The sequence below is a fragment of the Amycolatopsis benzoatilytica AK 16/65 genome, from assembly GCF_000383915.1.
GTDB classification, from domain to species: domain Bacteria; phylum Actinomycetota; class Actinomycetes; order Mycobacteriales; family Pseudonocardiaceae; genus Amycolatopsis; species Amycolatopsis benzoatilytica.
Genome location: NZ_KB912942.1, coordinates 2902618 through 2918930, shown reverse-complemented (window position 1 = coordinate 2918930; position 16313 = coordinate 2902618). Strand labels below are relative to the sequence as shown.

Genomic DNA, 16313 nt, shown 5'->3' with positions numbered 1-16313 from the left:
ACCCACCCGCCAGAGAAAGGGCCGGAATGTCGACGACGACCGCTTCGTCCCCCGTCCACGCGCAACCCGGCACGAGTGGCCGCCCGGTGCTCGACCCCGCCACCGGTGCCGTCATCCGCACCGTGCCCGACAGCTCGCTCTCCGAGGTCGACGCGGCCGTGGCCCGAGCCCGGGCGGCGTTCCTCGACGGCCCGTGGCCTGCCCTGAGCCGCACCGCGCGCGGCCGGTTGCTGCTGCGCGTGGCGGACGTCATCGAGGAGGCGGCCGAGGACCTCTACCGGCTTGAGACGCGCAACAACGGCCGCCCGGTCACCGAGACCCGCGCCCAGCTGTCCCGGGTGCCTGAGTGGTTCCGCTACAACGCGGGGCTGCTGGCCGCCCAGCGGGACGCCGTACTGCCCTCCGACGGGCCGTACCTGACCTACCAGCGCCGGGCCCCTCTCGGCGTCTGCGGGATCATCACCCCGTTCAACCACCCGCTGCTGATCCTGGCGCGCAGCCTGTCCGCGGCGCTGGCGACCGGCAACACCGTCGTGGTCAAGCCGTCCGAGACCACCCCACTGTCCACTTTGGCCATGGCCGGGCTGCTGGCGGAGGCCGGAATCCCGGACGGGGTGGTGAACGTCGTGACCGGCGGCCGCGAGGTGGGGCAGCGGCTCACCGGGCACCCGGACATCGCCAAGATCACCCTGACCGGCGGCACCGAGGCCGGGCGGGCGGCCGCCGTCGCCACCGCGAGCCGGTTCGCCCGGGTCACCGCCGAGCTCGGCGGGAAGACGCCGATCGTGGTGTTCGACGACATCGACCCCGCCGTCGCCGCCGAGGGGGCGGCGTTCGCCGCGTTCGTCGCGGCGGGACAGTCCTGTGTGGCCGGTTCCCGTTTCCTGGTCCAGCGCGCGAGCTACGACGAGTTCGTCACGGCACTGGCCCGGCGGGCCGACGCGATCCGGATCGGCGACCCGTCGGACCCGGCCACCCAGCTCGGCCCGCTGGTCAGCTCGGCCCAGCGGGAGAAGGTCCTGGCACTGGTCGAGGCCGGCCGCGCCGAGGGCGTCCGCGTCGCCGCCGGGGGCGGTGTCCCGGACCTGCCCGCGCCGCTGGACGGCGGGTTCTTCGTGCGGCCCACCGTGCTCGCCGACGCGACGATGGACATGCGGGTGGCCCGGGAGGAGATCTTCGGCCCGGTCGCTGTCGTAGTGCCCTTCGACGACGAGGCCGACGCGATCGCCAAGGCCAACGACAACCGCTTCGGGCTCGGCGCGGGCGTCTGGACCCGCGACCTGGCCCGCGGGCACCGCGTCGCCGACCGGGTCCAGGCCGGGATGGTCTGGGTCAACGACCACCACCGGCTCGAACCGTCGCTGCCGTGGGGCGGGATCAAGGAATCCGGGACCGGCCGCGACGCCGGCACCGAGTCCTTCGACGACTTCACCTGGCTCAAGACCGTCGTCGTGCGCACCGCGGCCGACGACGTCGACTGGTACGGCTCCGCCGCCCCCGGCCGCCTCAACTGACCCCGTTCGATCTTCGGCAAAGGAGCCGACCATGGCGAACCATCCCCTCCCGGCGCCGGGGTCCTGGCGCACCGTCGTCACCCGTACCCAGTGGCTCGTGCTGGCAGGCACGACCATGGGCTGGGCCCTCGACGGCTTCGCGGGCAGCCTGTACGCGCTGATCCTCGGCCCGGCCATGACCGAACTGCTGCCGCACAGCGGAATCCACCCCGCGGCCGGCGCCATCGGCCTCTACGGCGGCCTGACCGTCGCGCTGTTCCTGGTCGGCTGGGGAACCGGCGGGATCCTCTTCGGCGTCCTCGCCGACTACTTCGGCCGGGTCCGGGTGCTCTCGGCGGGAATCGTCACCTACGCGGTCTTCACCGCACTCGCCGCGTTCGCGGACACCTGGTGGCAGCTGGGCCTGCTGCGGTTCGTCGCCGGGCTCGGCTCCGGCGTCGAGGCACCGGTCGGTGCGGCGCTGGTCGCCGAGGTGTGGCGCAACCGCTACCGGGCCCGCGCGTGCGGCGTGATGATGTCCGGCTACGCGCTGGGGTTTTTCATCTCGGCACTGTGCTACTCGATCCTCGGCGGCTACGGCTGGCGGCTGATGATGGGGATCGCCGTGCTGCCCGCGCTGCTGGTCTACTTCATCCGGCGGCACGTTCCGGAACCACCGGAGATCCAGGGCGCGATCGCCGCCCGCCGTGCCCGGCGGGCCCGCGGGCAGCGCCACGAGCACGACCGGTTCGTGCTGCGCCGGCTGTGCACCCGGCCGCTGCTGCGCCCCACCCTGGTCGGCACGGCGCTGGCCACCGGCTCGCTGGTCGCGTTCTGGAGCGTGTCCACCTGGTACCCGCAGGTCATCCGGCAGGCCGCCGCGGCCGCGGCGCTGCCCCCGGACGTGGCGAACTCCCGCGTCGCGGTCGCCTCCATGCTGTTCAACGCCGGCGGTGTGCTCGGGTACGCCAGCTGGGGTTTCCTCGCCGACGCGATCGGCAGGCTCCGGGCGTTCCTGACGAGCTTCACGATCTCGGCGGTCAGCGTCGTGCTGCTCTTCCCGTTCGAGCCGGGCTGGGGACTGTTCCTCGGCCTGATCCCGATCGCCGGGTTCGGCCTCTACGGCGCCTTGTCCGGCATTCTCGTCTACGGCCCGGAGCTGTTCCCGCCGTCGGTCCGCGCCAGCGGAATGGCGCTGTACAACGGGATCGGCCGGTACTTCACCGCGGCCGGCCCGATGGTCGCCGGCGTGATCGCCGTGTCCTGGTTCGGCGGTGACCTCGGCCTGGCCACCACGTGCGTGGTGGCGGTCGGCCTGCTCGGCGCGTTCGGGCTGCTGTTCGCGCCCGAAACCCGCGGCCTGCCGCTGCCGTCGGATCCCGCCATCGTCCCCGCCGCGGAAACCGCGGCTCCTGCCGAGGAGAAGCTCTGATGTCCCCGTACACCCACGCCCGCGCCGTCGTGATCGGCGGCTCCATCGGCGGGCTGACCACCGCGCTGCTGCTGCGCGACCTCGGCTTCGAGGTCGACGTCTTCGAGCGCACCCCGACCCCGCTGGACGGCCGGGGCGGCGGGATCGTGCTGCAGCCGGACACGGTCCGCTGGTTCGCCGAACGCAGCAACCAGGACCCGGAGGCGTTGTCGACGGCCACCGAGTACGTCCAGTACCTGGGGGCGCGCAACGAGATCGTGCACCGCGAGCGGCGCCACTGGACCTATACCTCATGGGGCACCTTTTACCGCGCGCTGCTCGCCGACTTCGGCACCGCGCACTACCACCTCGGCGAATTCGCTTGCGGTGTCTCGCAGGACGCGGACCACGCGACCGTCCGGTTCGTCAGCGGCCGGCGGGCGGCGGCGGAGCTGGTGGTGTTCGCGGACGGGATCACCTCGGTCGGCCGCCGGGTGCTCGACCCGGAGTCCACAATGGAATACTCCGGCTACGTCGGATGGCGCGGCACCGTGCCCGAGCACACGCTGCCCGCCGACGTGCGGGAGCTGATGGGCAATGCGATTTCCTACAGCGTCGTTCCGCACTCGCACATCACCCTCTACCCGATCCCCGGCGAGACGGGGACCGGTCCGAGGGACCGGCTGATGAACTATGTCTGGTACCGCAACGTGCCCGCCGGCGGTGAGCTCGCCGAGATGCTGATCGACAAGCGGGGCTTCACCGGATCCGTTTCGCTGCACCCGGGTCAGGTCCAGGACCGCTACGTCGACGAGATGCGCGAGACCGCCGCGAAGGTGCTGGCGCCGGCCGCGGCCGAGGTCGTCACCGCCACCGAGCAGCCCTACGTCCAGGTCGTGTCCGACGTCCGGTCGGCGAAGATGGCCGACGGCCGGATCGCCCTGCTCGGCGACGCCGCGTCCGCCGCCCGCCCGCACGCCGCCGCCGGCACCGCCAAAGCCGCCGCCGACGGCTGGGCGCTCGCCGACGCGCTGACCGCCGCCGACGGCGACATCCCCGCCGCGCTGCGGAAGTGGGAGCCGGCCCAGCTCGAACTGGGCGCCCGGCTCCTGGCCCGGGTCAAGGACATGGGCGAACGCTCCCAGTTCCGCAACACCTGGACCCCCGGCGACCCCGACCTGCGGTTCGGCCTCTACGGCCCCGTCCGCTGACCCGAAAGGACCCACGATGACCGACACCGGATTCCTGTCCGACCTCCCGCTCGCCGGCGAGCTGACCGGCACCGGCTTCACCGGCTGGAGCGCCGAGCTGCGCGCCGAGTTCGAGGCCCACGCCCACGACGGCGAAGTGGGTTCACGGCTGCTCAGCGAGAACGACCGCGTGCGCGTCTGGGAGATCCGCCTCGCGCCCGGTGAACGGTGGCATGCCCACCGGCACGTCCTGGACTACTTCTGGACCGCCGTCAACGCCGGGCGCAGCCGTCAGCACACCAGCGACGGCACCACCCGAGAGGTGTCCTACGAAGCGGGGGAGACCCGGCACTTCACCTTCGCGGCGGGGCAGTACCTGCTGCACGACATCGAAAACGCCGGCGACACCGACCTGGTGTTCACCACTGTCGAGCACCTCGACAGCGCGAACGCGCCGCTTCCGCTGGACCGCGCGTGAGCGGCGGGATCGACGTCCACGCGCACTGGCTGCCCGCGGACCTCTTCGGGCTGCCGCCGGGTGCGCCGTACGGGCCGCTTCGCGATCGTGACGGCGAACTGCACCTCGGCGAGGTGCCGCTATCGATCGCCACCCGCGCGATGAGCGACGTCCCGGCGATCCGGGCCGACATGGCCGAAGCGGGCCTCGCCGTGCGCGTGCTTTCCGCGCCCCCGTTCGCGTTTCCGGTGGCGGGTCCGGCTTCGGACTACGTCGACGCGTTCAACGACGCGCTCGCCGAGGTCGTCGCCGGGTCCGACGGCGCGCTGGCCGGGCTCGGCCTGGTGCCGCTCGACGACGCCGGAGCGGCCACCACCCGGCTCGAAGGGCTGGCCTCGGCGCCCGGCATCGCCGGGGTGGCGATCCCGCCGCTGCTCGGCGGCGCGTCGCTGGACTCCGGCGTCCTGCGGCACGTGCTCGGCGAGTGCGCCCGGCTCGGGCTTTCGGTGCTGGTGCACCCGATGCAGCTGCCGCGGCACGAATGGTCCGGGCACTACCTGGCCAATCTGATCGGCAACCCGGTGGAGACGGCGACCGCGGTGGCCGCGCTGCTGCTCGGCGGTGTCCTCGACGCGCTGCCCGGCCTGCGGATCTGTTTCGTGCACGGCGGAGGCTGCACGCCGGGCCTGCTGGGCCGCTGGGACCACGGCTGGCGCACTCGGCCGGACGTCCGCCGCGACTCGGCCCGCCCACCGGGGGAAGCGGTGCGGGACCTGTGGTTCGACACAGTCACCCACGATCCGGCGCTGCTCGGCCTGCTCACCGAACGGGCCGGCAAGCAGGCCGTCGTGTGTGGCAGCGACTACCCGTTCGACATGGCCCAGCGCGACCCGCTCGGGTTCGCCACCGGAAGCGGGCTGGACGCCGCCACGCTCACCGCGAACGCCCGCGCCTTCCTCGGGCAGGCCCGATGAGCGCGCTGTTCGAGCCGCTGCGGCTGCGCGGCCTGGAACTGCCGAACCGGGTCTGGCTTTCGCCGATGTGCCAGTACAGCGCCGGCCCCGACGGAGTCCCCACCGACTGGCACCTGGTCCACCTGGGCGCCCGGGTCGCCGGTGGGTTCGGACTGGTGCTCACCGAATCGACGGCGGTGTCCCCGGAGGGCCGGATCAGCCCGGCCGACGTCGGCCTGTGGTCGGAGGAGCAGGTCGCGGGGTGGCGGCGGATCACCGGCTTCGCGCACGCCCGTGGCACCGCCATCGGGGTCCAGCTCGGGCATGCCGGGCGCAAGGCGTCGACCCGGATCCCCGGGCAGGGCCGGGGCACGATTCCGCCGGCCGACGGCGGCTGGCCGGCCCTGGCGCCGTCGGCGTCGGCCTACCGCGGGTTCGCGACGCCGGCCGAGGCGTCACCAGCCGACCTGGACCGGATCGCCGCGGACTTCGCCGCGGCGGCCGGGCGGGCGGTGCGGGCCGGGTTCGACGCCGTCGAAATCCACGCCGGGCACGGTTACCTGCTGCACCAGTTCCTTTCGCCGCGGGCCAATCGCCGCACCGACGCCTACGGCGGCTCGTTCGAGAACCGGACCCGCCTGCTCCTGCGGGTGGTCGACGAAGTCCGCGCCGCCTGGCCGGACGACCGGCCGCTCCTCGTGCGGGTCTCGGCCACCGACTGGGTGGCCGGCGGCTGGACCCCGGACGAGACCGTCGAGCTGGCCCGGCTGCTGGCGGCTCGCGGGGTCGACCTGCTCGACGTAACCACCGGCGGGCTGGACCCCGACCAGGAGATCCCGGTCGCGCCTGGCTACCAGGTGCCGTTCGCGCGGCGGATCGCCTCCGCCGTGCCCGGGCTGCCGGTCTCCGCGGTCGGGCTCGTCACCGAGCCGGAGCAGGCGGAGGCGATCGTCGCCGATGGCGCCGCCGACGCCGTCCTGCTGGCGCGGGAAGCGCTGCGCGATCCGTCCTGGCCGTTGCGGGCGATGGCCCGGCTGGACCCCGGCCTGCTCGCGGGGGCCTATCCGTGGCAGTACGGCCGAGCCGTCCCGAAACCGTCCACAGTGGCCTGACAGAACAGGAAACGCCGTGATCAGCCTCGACCACATCGCCGTCTGGTCGGACAACCTCTACCGCACCACCGCCGACCTGAGCCGGGCGACCGGCCTCGGCAGCGCCGACGGCGGCTACTTCCCCGGGTTGGGCCTGGGCCAGAAACTGCTTTCGCTCGGCGGGTACGTCTACGTCGAGGTCGAGAGCATCGTCGATCACCGGATGATCGCCGAGCGCGCCCCGCTGGCGCTGGAGCTGGAACGCCAGACCGCGGGCGGGGACTGCTTCGCCGGGCTGTGCCTGCGCAGCGACGACGTCGAGGAGGTGGCGGAGTTCGCACGGCACCACGGGATCACCCCGTCCGGGGACATCGACGGCGGCAAGGTCCGGATGGTTCCCGCGCAGGGGAGCGCGCCCTCGGTGCACGCACCGGACTTCCGGAACTCCTGGCTGCGCGGCAAGCCCAACCTCTACCACGTGCCCGACCTGGCGAACCATTCCAGCGTGCTCCCGCCCCAACCGGGCACCGGCGACGTGCGGGGGACCGGGGTGACCGCGATCGAGCTCGGCGGCACCGCGGCGGACCTGAATGCCTGGCTCGGCGACGTCGCCGCTCCCTCGGACCTCGGCGTCGACATCGCCTACAACGGCGGTCCCGACGGGCTGTACGCGGTCACCTTCGACACCACCGACGGCCCCCGCACCATCCGCCTGAACCCGATCACCCACCAAGCAACCGGGAGCTGAGCCATGTCCACTGCCGTTCCGCACGCCCCCGCGGTGCCGAGATCCCGGAAGGTCCGCCGGGCGGCGGTTTCCGGGTTCTTCGGCAGCGCGCTGGAGTACTACGACTTCTTGATCTACGGGTCGGCCGCTGCCCTGGTCTTCGGCAAAGTGTTCTTCCCGAACGCCGGAGCGACCGGGACCCTGCTGTCGATCGGGACGTTCGGCGTCGCCTACGTCGCCCGCCCCTTCGGCGCCGTGCTGTGGGGCCACCTCGGGGACAAGCTCGGCCGCCGGCTCGCCCTCATGCTGACGATCGGCTTGATGGGCCTCGCGACGTTCGCGATCGGGCTGCTGCCTTCCTACGCCTCGATCGGCGTCGCGGCGCCGATCCTGCTGGTCGTGCTTCGCTTGGTGCAAGGCATCTCCGCGGGCGGCGAGTCGCCCGGATCGACTTCGTTGACCGTGGAGCACGCCCCGGACGACCGTCGCGCCTACTACGCCGGCTTCTCCATGAGCGGGATGCAGCTGGGAATGGCGCTGGGCAGCCTGGTGTTCCTGCCGCTGACGGCCCTGTCCGAACAGCAGCTGCACACTTGGGGCTGGCGGCTGCCGTTCCTGCTCAGCGGAGTGCTGACGCTCGTCGCCTTCCTGCTGCGGCGCAAACTCGAAGAACCGGAGGTGTTCACCGGCTTGCGTGAGCGCGCTTCGCTGCCGATCGTGACGCTGTTGCGCGAGCACTGGGTGACCACGCTGCGGGTCGCGGTCTGCAGCACGGTCAACGTCATGGGCACGATCTTCACCGTCTTCGCGCTCGCCTACGCCACCGGACCCGCGCACCTGTCCCGGCCGGTGATGCTCGCCGTGGTGTCGCTGGGCAACCTCGGCGCGGTGGTGGCGGCCCCGTTGGTCGGGCGGCTGTCGGACCGGATCGGCCGCAAACCGGTGTTCGTGGCCGGGGCACTGGGCTCCGGCCTGTCGTTGTTCGTGCTGTTCGGCGCGATCGACGCCGGGAACCTTCCCCTCGTGTTCGCCGCGGGGGTGATCGGCATGGGCGTGTTCGCCATCATGCCGGTCGGGGTGGGCGCGGCCTACTACCCGGAGCAGTTCCCCGCCCGCGTCCGCTACACCGGCATGGCGGTCGGGCTGATGCTCGGGCTGCTCGCTTCGGGGTTCGCGCCCGCGCTGGCGCAGGCTCTCAGCGAAGGCCGGAGCACCTGGCATCCGACCGTGTGGATCTGCGCGGGAGTAGCGGTGCTGGCGTCCGTCGCTGCATTGGCGGGGCCGGAGACCCACCGGGTGCCGACGGAGAACCTCGGCCGGCGCTGAGCGGGAAGGCAGCGAGCATTAGCGCGCCGGTGCAGACCGAGAACACGTAGGCCCTCCGGCTGTCCTGCGCCGAGCGCCCTGCGGACCTGGGAGGCACGGCGAAGCCCGATCAACGACCTGAATCCGTCGGCCCGGCCGCACGATCTCGCACGGCGTGGCGCTTCCTGCTCGTGCCGACGGACAGCAGCTCAAGTTCGAGGCGCTGGCCAGGCGCCGGGGGCCATTCGGTCGAGCGTGGCTCGTCAGGCGCAGTGTCGCGGCGCGGGCGGCGCGCGGCCGGTCAACGGGTTGTCGCCGGGCCGGGGACGGTCCAGGTCATCCCGGTGGGCGTGATATCGGCGGTGCCTCCGTTCCGTTCGGCGAGCGCGCGCACCCGGTCGGCCTCGGCGGGGTCGAAGCCGCCGGCCCGGGCGCTGGTGACCTTCAGCAAGACGCGCTCCTCGTCGATGGTCACCTCGACCTCGGCCGGGTCGTTCCCGGCCGCCCCGACCAAGAGTCCTTTCCGGAGTGCGGTGAGCAGGTCGTCGGCGAGCTGGCCGGTGATCTGGTTGAGCTTGCCGGAGAAGTGGGTCGACACCGTATGCGACGTGGCTGTCTCGTCGAGAAGGTGCTGGATGCGTTCGCGCAGGGGTTGTCCACCGCGATTGGGCAGGTCGTCGAGTTGCAGGACGGCGTCTTGGATCTGGAGGGTGACGTCGTCAAGCTCGCTGATCGCGGCCTGAAGGCGCTGGGCGACCAGCGGCGATTTGGCGTGGGCCAGGGTCGTGTGCAGGGAAAGGCCGACGGCGTAGACCCGGTTGATGACGTGCTCGTGGAGCCGGGCGGCGATCCGGTCCCGGTCCTCGAGCAGTTCGTTGCGCTGCTGTTCGGCGCGGGCCCCGGCCAGGGACTGCGACACCGAGGCCTGCGCGGCGAACGCCGCGGCCATCGTCAGGTCTTCGTCGGAGAAGCCGGGGCGGCCGGGCGCGCGGGCGCCGGTCAGCACGCCGTTGACGCCGTTGTCGCCGGTCAAGGGCACCGCCAGCACGGCGTCGACGCGGACGAGACTGGCGATCTCGGCGGACTGCTGGTCCTGCCAGGACCCGGCACGAGGTACGCCGGACTGGTAGACCTCGCCGATGAGGGTCGTGTTCAGCGGGATATCGCGTCCGGCGATACGGTCGGCCTGGTCGCCGACCGCGACATCGACTCGAAGGCAGTCGCGGCGCCGGGAAGGCCGCAGGATGGCGACCAGGTCGGCCTCGGCGAGATCGCGGGTGTAGCCGGCGATCGCGCGCAGCGGGCGGTCCTTGCCTGGGGTGATCAGGTCGCGGGTGATCGCGGCGGTGGCCTGCAGCCATTCCTGCTGTTTGCGCGAGGTCGCGTAGAGGCGCGCGTTTTCGATTGCCTGGCCCGCGGTCGCGGCCAGGGCCAGGGCAAGTTCTTCGTCCTCGCCGGTGAATTCGCCATGATCGCATTCGGTGAGGTAGAGGTTGCCGAACACGGTGTCGCGGATCAGGATCGGCACGCCCAGGAAGCTGTCCATCGGCGGATGCTGCTCGGGGAATCCGCTCGAGCGCGGGTCGTCGGAAATGCGTGCGAGGCGGATCGGGCGGGGGTCGTCGATCAGGGCGCCGAGCAGTCCTTTGCCCGCGGGCAGATCGCCCACCTTCGCCACGGTTTCGGGGTCCATGCCGGTGTGGACGAATTCGGCGAGCCGTCCGTCCGGTCCCAGCACGCCGAGCGCGGCGTAGCGGGCGCCGATCAGGTCCCGCGCGGCTTCGATGATCCTGCGCAGCAGCGTCGGCAGCGCGAGGTCGCCGGTCACTATCCGGTTCGCCTTCAGCAGGCCGCGGAGCCGGCCTTGCGTGGCCATGACCTCCTCGGCCCTCTCGACGAGTTGCCCGAGGAGCTGGTCCAGTTCCATCCGGGGGAGATCCGGAAACGTCAACCGGGCGTTGCGCGTTTCGCCCACGACCGAGTCCTCTCGTCCTCACAGCGTTGTGTGCACGCAGCTCCTTGGCGAACCACGGGTTACCACGCTGCGAAGCGGTCAAACACCGCAGCGTTCCTCCGGCACGCCTGGCCTCGGATTCCCGCGCTGCGCCTGCAAGACCCACGGCGGCCTTGGCCGCGAGCCTGCGCGGTGCTCGGCTTGATCAGCTTCGGCGGCAAAGGCGCGGCTAGTTGCCGGGGCACTGGAGATCGCGCTCTCGGCGCCGGCCGCGATTGGTGAGCTGGCCCTCGGCGGACCGGCTGGCGCGAACCCCCGGATGACCTTCGAGTCCGGACCCGGGCCCAAAGACCTCTGCCCGCATCAGGATGCCGCGGGTTCCATGGCGGGAGGCCACCAGCGACAGGAGAGAGATGCGCAGAGCACAAGAAGTGAACGAGGACGAGCCAGCCGCGCATCGCAGCCGGACGCTCGGGCTGACCTCGGCCACCGGACTGGTGGCCGGCAGCATCGTCGGCACCGGCGTCTTCACCATGCCGGCGGTGCTGGCCGGGGCAGGGACCAGTTCGCTGGTCGTACTCGGCGTGATCGCGGCGGGCGCGGCGTTGCTGGCCATCCTTTTCGGACAGCTGACCCGGCGGGTGCCCAACACCGACGGCGGCTTGTACGCCTACGCCCGGCACGAGTTCGGCGATTTCGCCGGTTACCTGGTCGGTTGGTGCTACTGGGTTTCGGCGTGGGCGGGGAATGCGGCGATCGTCGCGTCGTGGGTGCTCTACGTGGAGTCGCTGTCCGGCATCGAGAATCCATCGGTGTGGGTGAACGTCGGCATCGCGCTGGCCGGGCTGTGGATACCGGCAGCGATCAACCTCGCCGGGGTGCGGCAGATGGCGTGGTTCCAGAACGTCACCGTGGCGTTGAAGTTCCTGCCGCTGCTGTTCGTCGGCGTGGTCGGCTGGTTCTTCGTGACGAAGGCCAACTTCGGCGCGTTCAACGCCTCCGGGGGCAGCCTCTACGGCGCCGTCGGGGTCGCCGCGGGCGTCGCGCTGTTCGCCTTCATCGGGGTCGAGGTGGCCGCGGTGACGGCGAAGCGGGTGCGCGATCCGGGCCGTAACGTCGGCCGCGCCTCCTTGCTGGGCACTGGCGCGAGCGCGGTGGTCTACCTGGCCGTGTCGGCGGCGGTGATGGGACTCGTCCCACACGACGTCCTCGTTTCGAGCGGCACTCCGTTCGTGCCCGCCTTCGAGGCGATCCTGCCGGGCGGCAGCTGGGCCGGGAAACTGGTCGCCGCGCTGGCCGTGATCTCCGGGATCGGCGCGCTGAACGGGTGGACCCTGGTGACGACCGAGGTGTCGCGCGCCGCGGCGGCGGACGGACTGTTCCCGCGCGCGTTCGCCTGGACCGACCGCAAGGACACCGCGTGGTTCGGCATCCTGCTGGCGGCGCTGCTGCCGTCGCTGCTGATGGTCTGGCGCTACACCTCCGGAACCGGCCTGACGGTCTTCTCTTTCCTGGTGAATCTGACGGTCGTCACGGTAGCCATCCCGTACTTCCTGTCCGCTTGCACCCAGCTGGCTTACCTCGTTTCGGGCAACCGCCGTGTGCACCGCTGGCTGCTGGTGCGCGACCTCGCCATCACGGCCGCCGCGGTGCTCTTCTCGCTGTGGGTCACCTTTGCCGCCGGATACGCCGCGGTATACGAGGCGATGCTCGTGCTGCTCGCGGGCCTGGTCTTGCACGCGCTGTTCAAGGGCCGCGCCGCAGCGAGCGCGAAACGCCTGGCCCAGGCCGACGACACCGACCAGGGCGGCCACTGGCCACGAGCCGCGTGAGCCCCGTCAGCCCAACGAAAGGCACTGCTGCCATGAGCTTCGCTGTCGCATCCGAGACCGGGCGGCTTCGGCAAGTCATCCTGCACCGGCCGGGCCCGGAGCTGGCCCGGCTGACCCCGCGCAACGTCCACGAACTGCTCTTCGACGACGTCATGTGGGCCAAGAAAGCCAAAGAAGAGCACGACGTCTTCGCCGAGGCGCTGCGCGAGCAGGGCGTGCGGGTGCACTACTTCGACCGGCTGCTGGCCGAAACCCTGGACCTCCCGGAGGGCCGCGCGTTCGTGCTCGACCGGGTCTGCACCCCGCGGGCGGTCGGGCCGGCGCTGGTGCCGCCGCTGCGCAAGCTGTTCGACGACCTCGACAGCGCCAGCCTCGCCGAATCGCTGATCGGCGGTGTGGTAAAGGCCGATCTGCACCCGCTCCGCACGAGCAGCCTGAAATGGCACACGCTGCGCGCCGACGACTTCCTTCTGCCGCCGCTGCCGAATCACCTGTTCCCGCGCGACAACTCCTGCTGGATCTACGGCGGCGTCTCGGTCAACCCGATGGCGAAACCCGCGCGGCAGCGGGAAACCCTGCACGCCCGCGCCGTCTACCGCTACCATCCGATGTTCGCCTCCGCCCGGTTCGCCACGTACTTCGGCGACGACGACGCCGAGTACTTCCCGGCGACCGTCGAAGGCGGCGACGTGCACGTCCTGGGCGGCGGGGCGGTCCTCGTCGGCATGGGCGAGCGGACCACGCCGATGGCGGTCGAACTGCTGTCCCGCGCATTGTTCGACCGCGGTCAGGCGCACACCGTGATCGCGGCCGAGCTGCCGCGCTCGCACGCGATGATGCATCTGGACACCTTGATGACGATGGTCGACGAGGCGACGTTCGTCCTCTACCCGTATTTCGACCGGCGGCTGCGTTCGTGGACGCTCACCGCGGGCGCCGAGCCCGGTGCGCTGGCGGTCCGCCAGAACGACAGTCTCTGGGACGCGCTCGCCCGCCCGCTCGGCGTCGAGCAGGTCACCGTGCTGTCCACCGACGAGGATGTCCGCGCGGCCGAGCGGGAACAGTGGGACGACGGCAACAACTACCTCGCGGTCGCGCCGGGCGTAGTCGTCGGCTACGACCGCAATGTCGCGACGAACACGATGCTGCGCAAGAACGGGGTCGAGGTGATCACCGTGCCCGGCGGCGAACTCGGCCGCGGCCGGGGCGGCCCGCGCTGCATGAGCTGCCCGATCGAACGCGACCCCGCCTGACCACCGCCGACCTCCAGGAGCACCTGATGAATCTGCACGGCCGAAACCTGCTCAAGGACACCGACCTCAGTGCGAAGGAATTCCGTTCCGTCGTGGAACTCGCGGCCCGGCTGCGCCAGGAGAAGCGGGCCGGCGCGCGGATGCGGCGGCTCGCCGGCCGCAATATCGCGCTGGTCTTCGAGAAGAGTTCGACGCGGACCCGGTCCGGGTTCGAGGTCGCCGCGCACGACGAGGGCGCGCACATCACCTATCTCGGCCCCGAGGAATCCCACCTCGGGCACAAGGAATCGGTGAAGGACACCGCGCGCGTGCTGGGCCGGATGTTCGACGGCATCGAATTCCGCGGCTCTTCTCAGGAAGCCGTTGAAACCCTCGGCGCGTACGCCGGGGTGCCGGTGTGGAACGGGCTTACCGACACCTGGCATCCGACCCAGCTGCTGGCCGACGTGCTCACCATGCGAGACCACGCGCCGGCCGGGCTGGACGAGGTGTCCTGCTGTTATCTGGGCGACGGGCGCAACAACGTCGCCAACTCGCTGCTCGTCACCGGGGCGCTGCTGGGCCTCGACGTCCGGATCTGTGCGCCGAAATCGTTGTGGCCGGCCGAGGAGATCCGGCAGACCGCGGCCGGGCTGGCACGCGAGTCCGGCGCGAAAATCCTGCTCTCCGAGGACGTCGCGGAGGGCGTCGAAGGCGCGGACTTCCTCTACACCGACGTGTGGCTGTCGATGGGCGAACCGGAAGAGGCGTGGGGCCCGCGCATCGAGCAGCTGCTGCCCTACCAGGTGAACGCGAAGGTGCTCGAGGCGAGCGGGAACCCGGAGGTGAAGTTCCTGCACTGCCTGCCCGCGCTGCACGGCCGGGACACCTCGGTCGGGCGGCGGCTCGGCGAACGGTACGGGCTCGACGCGCTCGAAGTCACCGACGAGGTGTTCGAATCGCCTGCTTCGGTCGTGTTCGACCAGGCGGAAAACCGGATGCACACGATCAAGGCGGTTCTCGTCGCCACCGCGGGCGCATGAGGATCGTCGTCGCGCTGGGCGGGAACGCGCTGCTCGAACGCGGAGAGCCGGCCGACTCGGAGATCCAGGAAGCGCACGTGCTCGCCGCGGCGGCGGCGCTGGCCCCGGTGGCGCGCGAGCACGAACTCGTCCTGACCCACGGCAACGGGCCGCAGGTCGGCCTGCTGGCGCTGGAGAGCGAGCGCGATCCCGCGCTGTCCCGCCCGTATCCGTTCGACGTGCTGGGCGCGCAGACGCAGGGCATGATCGGCTACTGGTTGGTGCAGGCGCTGCAGAACGCCACCGGGCGACCGGCGGTCGCGCTGTTGACCCGGACGCTGGTGCGCGCGGACGATCCGGCGCTGTCCCGGCCGACCAAGTTCGTCGGCCCGGTGTACGACCGGGCGGCCGCGGACCGGCTCGCGGCGGAACGCGGCTGGCAGGTCCGGCCGGACGGCTCCGGCTGGCGGCGCGTGGTCGCGTCGCCGGAACCGGTCGGGCTGGTCGAGCTGCCGAGCGTCCGGACGCTGATGGAGGCCGGCGCGATCGTGGTGTGCGCGGGCGGTGGCGGGGTTCCGGTGGCGGCGGGCCCGGACGGGCTGCACGGGATCGAGGCGGTCGTGGACAAGGACCGCACCGCGGCCCTCGTCGCCCGGTCGATCGATGCTGACGCGCTGCTGCTGCTCACCGACGTCGACGCTGTGCAGGACGGGTTCGGCACGCCGCAGGCGCGGGCAATCCGGGAGGCGAGTTGCACGCAACTGCGGTCGCGGAGTTTCCCTGCCGGGTCGATGGGACCGAAGGTCGACGCCGCGTGCCGGTTCGTCGAGGGCGGCGGAAAGTTCGCCGCGATCGGTCGCCTCACCGCGGCGACGGAACTGGCCGCTGGCACCGCCGGGACGGTCGTCCGCGGATGATGACGGCGGCGCCGGCGCTCCGCGGTCCGGCGGAGAAGGCATTCCGGCGAGCAGCCAGAGGACCAAGTACCCCTCCAGAACCGGCTTCCGGCCAGGCATCGTTGAACGGTGAACATTTCCCCCGCCAAGGTCTCCGCCGAGGTAGGTCCCGGCATCGACCCGGCAGTGCTTGACGACGTTCTCGACCACGCGCGCGAAGTCTGCGCGGCGCACCAGATCGGTGCGCTCGCCGTCGTCGGCCGGCGGACCACGCACCCGGCCCTGGCCGACGCGGTGCTCACCGACGTGCGTGCCACCCTGCGCGGCCGGCTCGTGGAGATCCGCGCCATCCGGCCGACCTTCGAGGCTGCCCTTGAACAAGCTTTCGTGCAGCTGTCCGACCTGCTCAACCGCTCTGCCGTGGCAGCGAACCGTTGAATCCGCATAGTGGCGCGTGCCGGGAATGCGCACGCCCAGACGTCAGGAGCACCATGATCGACAGCTCTGTCAGCGCCGAACCGACCGCCGAGGCGCGCGCTCGCGCGGCCCGGGCAGTGCAGCGCAGCGCACTCGACGAGCAGGACGAAGCCGAGTTGATGGCGATGCTCGGCCTGGACCAGGACGAGCGCCCTGCCTTGCCGCAGCGCCGGGGCGGGGCGCTTTCCGCAACGGAGCTGGTCGATCTGCTGACTCCGTTCGCCGAAGAACGCCTCTCCGCTGCGGGCAGCCGGACAGGCCCCGGGGCGTGAC

15 protein-coding genes are annotated in these 16313 nt (G+C 71.7%); 14 read left to right on the top strand and 1 reads right to left on the bottom strand.

Translation table 11 applies throughout. The annotated features are described in order from the left end of the window. Positions 1 to 26 precede the first annotated feature (26 nt). Genes AMYBE_RS0113480 through AMYBE_RS41605 form a run of 8 tightly spaced genes read left to right on the top strand, consistent with a single transcriptional unit; the run spans position 27 to position 8648 of the window. Entirely contained in the window at positions 27 to 1514 is a 1488-nt protein-coding gene (locus tag AMYBE_RS0113480) for an aldehyde dehydrogenase (RefSeq protein WP_027927623.1), read from the top strand. A 31-nt stretch (positions 1515 to 1545) separates the two neighbouring features. Further along, positions 1546 to 2925 (top strand): MFS transporter, encoded by a 1380-nt coding sequence (locus AMYBE_RS0113475; protein ID WP_020659911.1) that lies wholly within the window; start codon positions 1546 to 1548, stop codon positions 2923 to 2925. Further along, positions 2925 to 4115 (top strand): FAD binding domain-containing protein, encoded by a 1191-nt coding sequence (locus AMYBE_RS0113470; RefSeq protein WP_020659910.1) that lies wholly within the window; start codon positions 2925 to 2927, stop codon positions 4113 to 4115. Before AMYBE_RS0113475 ends, AMYBE_RS0113470 begins: the two co-directional genes overlap by 1 nt. 16 nt (positions 4116 to 4131) lie before the next feature. Continuing rightward, positions 4132 to 4572, top strand: coding sequence for a cupin domain-containing protein (locus AMYBE_RS0113465; RefSeq protein WP_020659909.1), 441 nt, complete (start codon positions 4132 to 4134; stop codon positions 4570 to 4572). Further along, the gene (locus tag AMYBE_RS0113460) at positions 4569 to 5525 is read left to right on the top strand and encodes an amidohydrolase family protein (RefSeq protein WP_020659908.1); all 957 of its coding nucleotides are present in this window, start codon (positions 4569 to 4571) and stop codon (positions 5523 to 5525) included. Before AMYBE_RS0113465 ends, AMYBE_RS0113460 begins: the two co-directional genes overlap by 4 nt. Further along, entirely contained in the window at positions 5522 to 6616 is a 1095-nt protein-coding gene (locus tag AMYBE_RS0113455; RefSeq protein ID WP_020659907.1) for an NADH:flavin oxidoreductase/NADH oxidase, read from the top strand. Before AMYBE_RS0113460 ends, AMYBE_RS0113455 begins: the two co-directional genes overlap by 4 nt. Positions 6617 to 6632: 16 nt before the next feature. Next, positions 6633 to 7343: a VOC family protein gene (locus tag AMYBE_RS0113450; RefSeq protein ID WP_020659906.1), complete on the top strand. Its 711-nt coding sequence runs from the start codon at positions 6633 to 6635 to the stop codon at positions 7341 to 7343. Positions 7344 to 7346: 3 nt separating this feature from the next. Further along, positions 7347 to 8648 carry an MFS transporter gene (locus tag AMYBE_RS41605; RefSeq protein ID WP_020659905.1) on the top strand — a complete coding sequence of 434 codons (1302 nt, stop codon included), beginning with the start codon at positions 7347 to 7349 and terminating at the stop codon, positions 8646 to 8648. Between the two features lie 280 nt (positions 8649 to 8928). Here the strand turns inward: AMYBE_RS41605 and AMYBE_RS41600 are convergent, their stop codons facing one another. After that, positions 8929 to 10602, bottom strand: coding sequence for a GAF domain-containing protein (locus tag AMYBE_RS41600; protein ID WP_020659904.1), 1674 nt, complete (start codon positions 10600 to 10602; stop codon positions 8929 to 8931). 392 nt (positions 10603 to 10994) lie between these two features. On the opposite strand from AMYBE_RS41600, the gene AMYBE_RS0113435 reads away from it, so the two are divergent. From AMYBE_RS0113435 to AMYBE_RS0113410, 6 genes are all read left to right on the top strand, one after another. After that, entirely contained in the window at positions 10995 to 12413 is a 1419-nt protein-coding gene (locus AMYBE_RS0113435) for an amino acid permease (RefSeq protein WP_154676194.1), read from the top strand. A gap of 32 nt (positions 12414 to 12445) precedes the next feature. Then, the gene (locus AMYBE_RS0113430; RefSeq protein WP_020659902.1) at positions 12446 to 13666 is read left to right on the top strand and encodes an arginine deiminase; all 1221 of its coding nucleotides are present in this window, start codon (positions 12446 to 12448) and stop codon (positions 13664 to 13666) included. 26 nt (positions 13667 to 13692) lie between these two features. After that, positions 13693 to 14688 (top strand): ornithine carbamoyltransferase, encoded by a 996-nt coding sequence (gene argF, locus AMYBE_RS0113425; protein ID WP_020659901.1) that lies wholly within the window; start codon positions 13693 to 13695, stop codon positions 14686 to 14688. Continuing rightward, entirely contained in the window at positions 14685 to 15584 is a 900-nt protein-coding gene (locus tag AMYBE_RS0113420) for a carbamate kinase (protein WP_020659900.1), read from the top strand. Before argF ends, AMYBE_RS0113420 begins: the two co-directional genes overlap by 4 nt. Before the next feature lie 108 nt (positions 15585 to 15692). Next, positions 15693 to 16001, top strand: a complete 309-nt coding sequence (locus tag AMYBE_RS0113415; RefSeq protein WP_020659899.1) for a hypothetical protein — start codon at positions 15693 to 15695, stop codon at positions 15999 to 16001. 53 nt (positions 16002 to 16054) lie between these two features. Then, positions 16055 to 16312 (top strand): hypothetical protein, encoded by a 258-nt coding sequence (locus AMYBE_RS0113410; protein ID WP_020659898.1) that lies wholly within the window; start codon positions 16055 to 16057, stop codon positions 16310 to 16312. Position 16313: the final 1 nt, after the last annotated feature.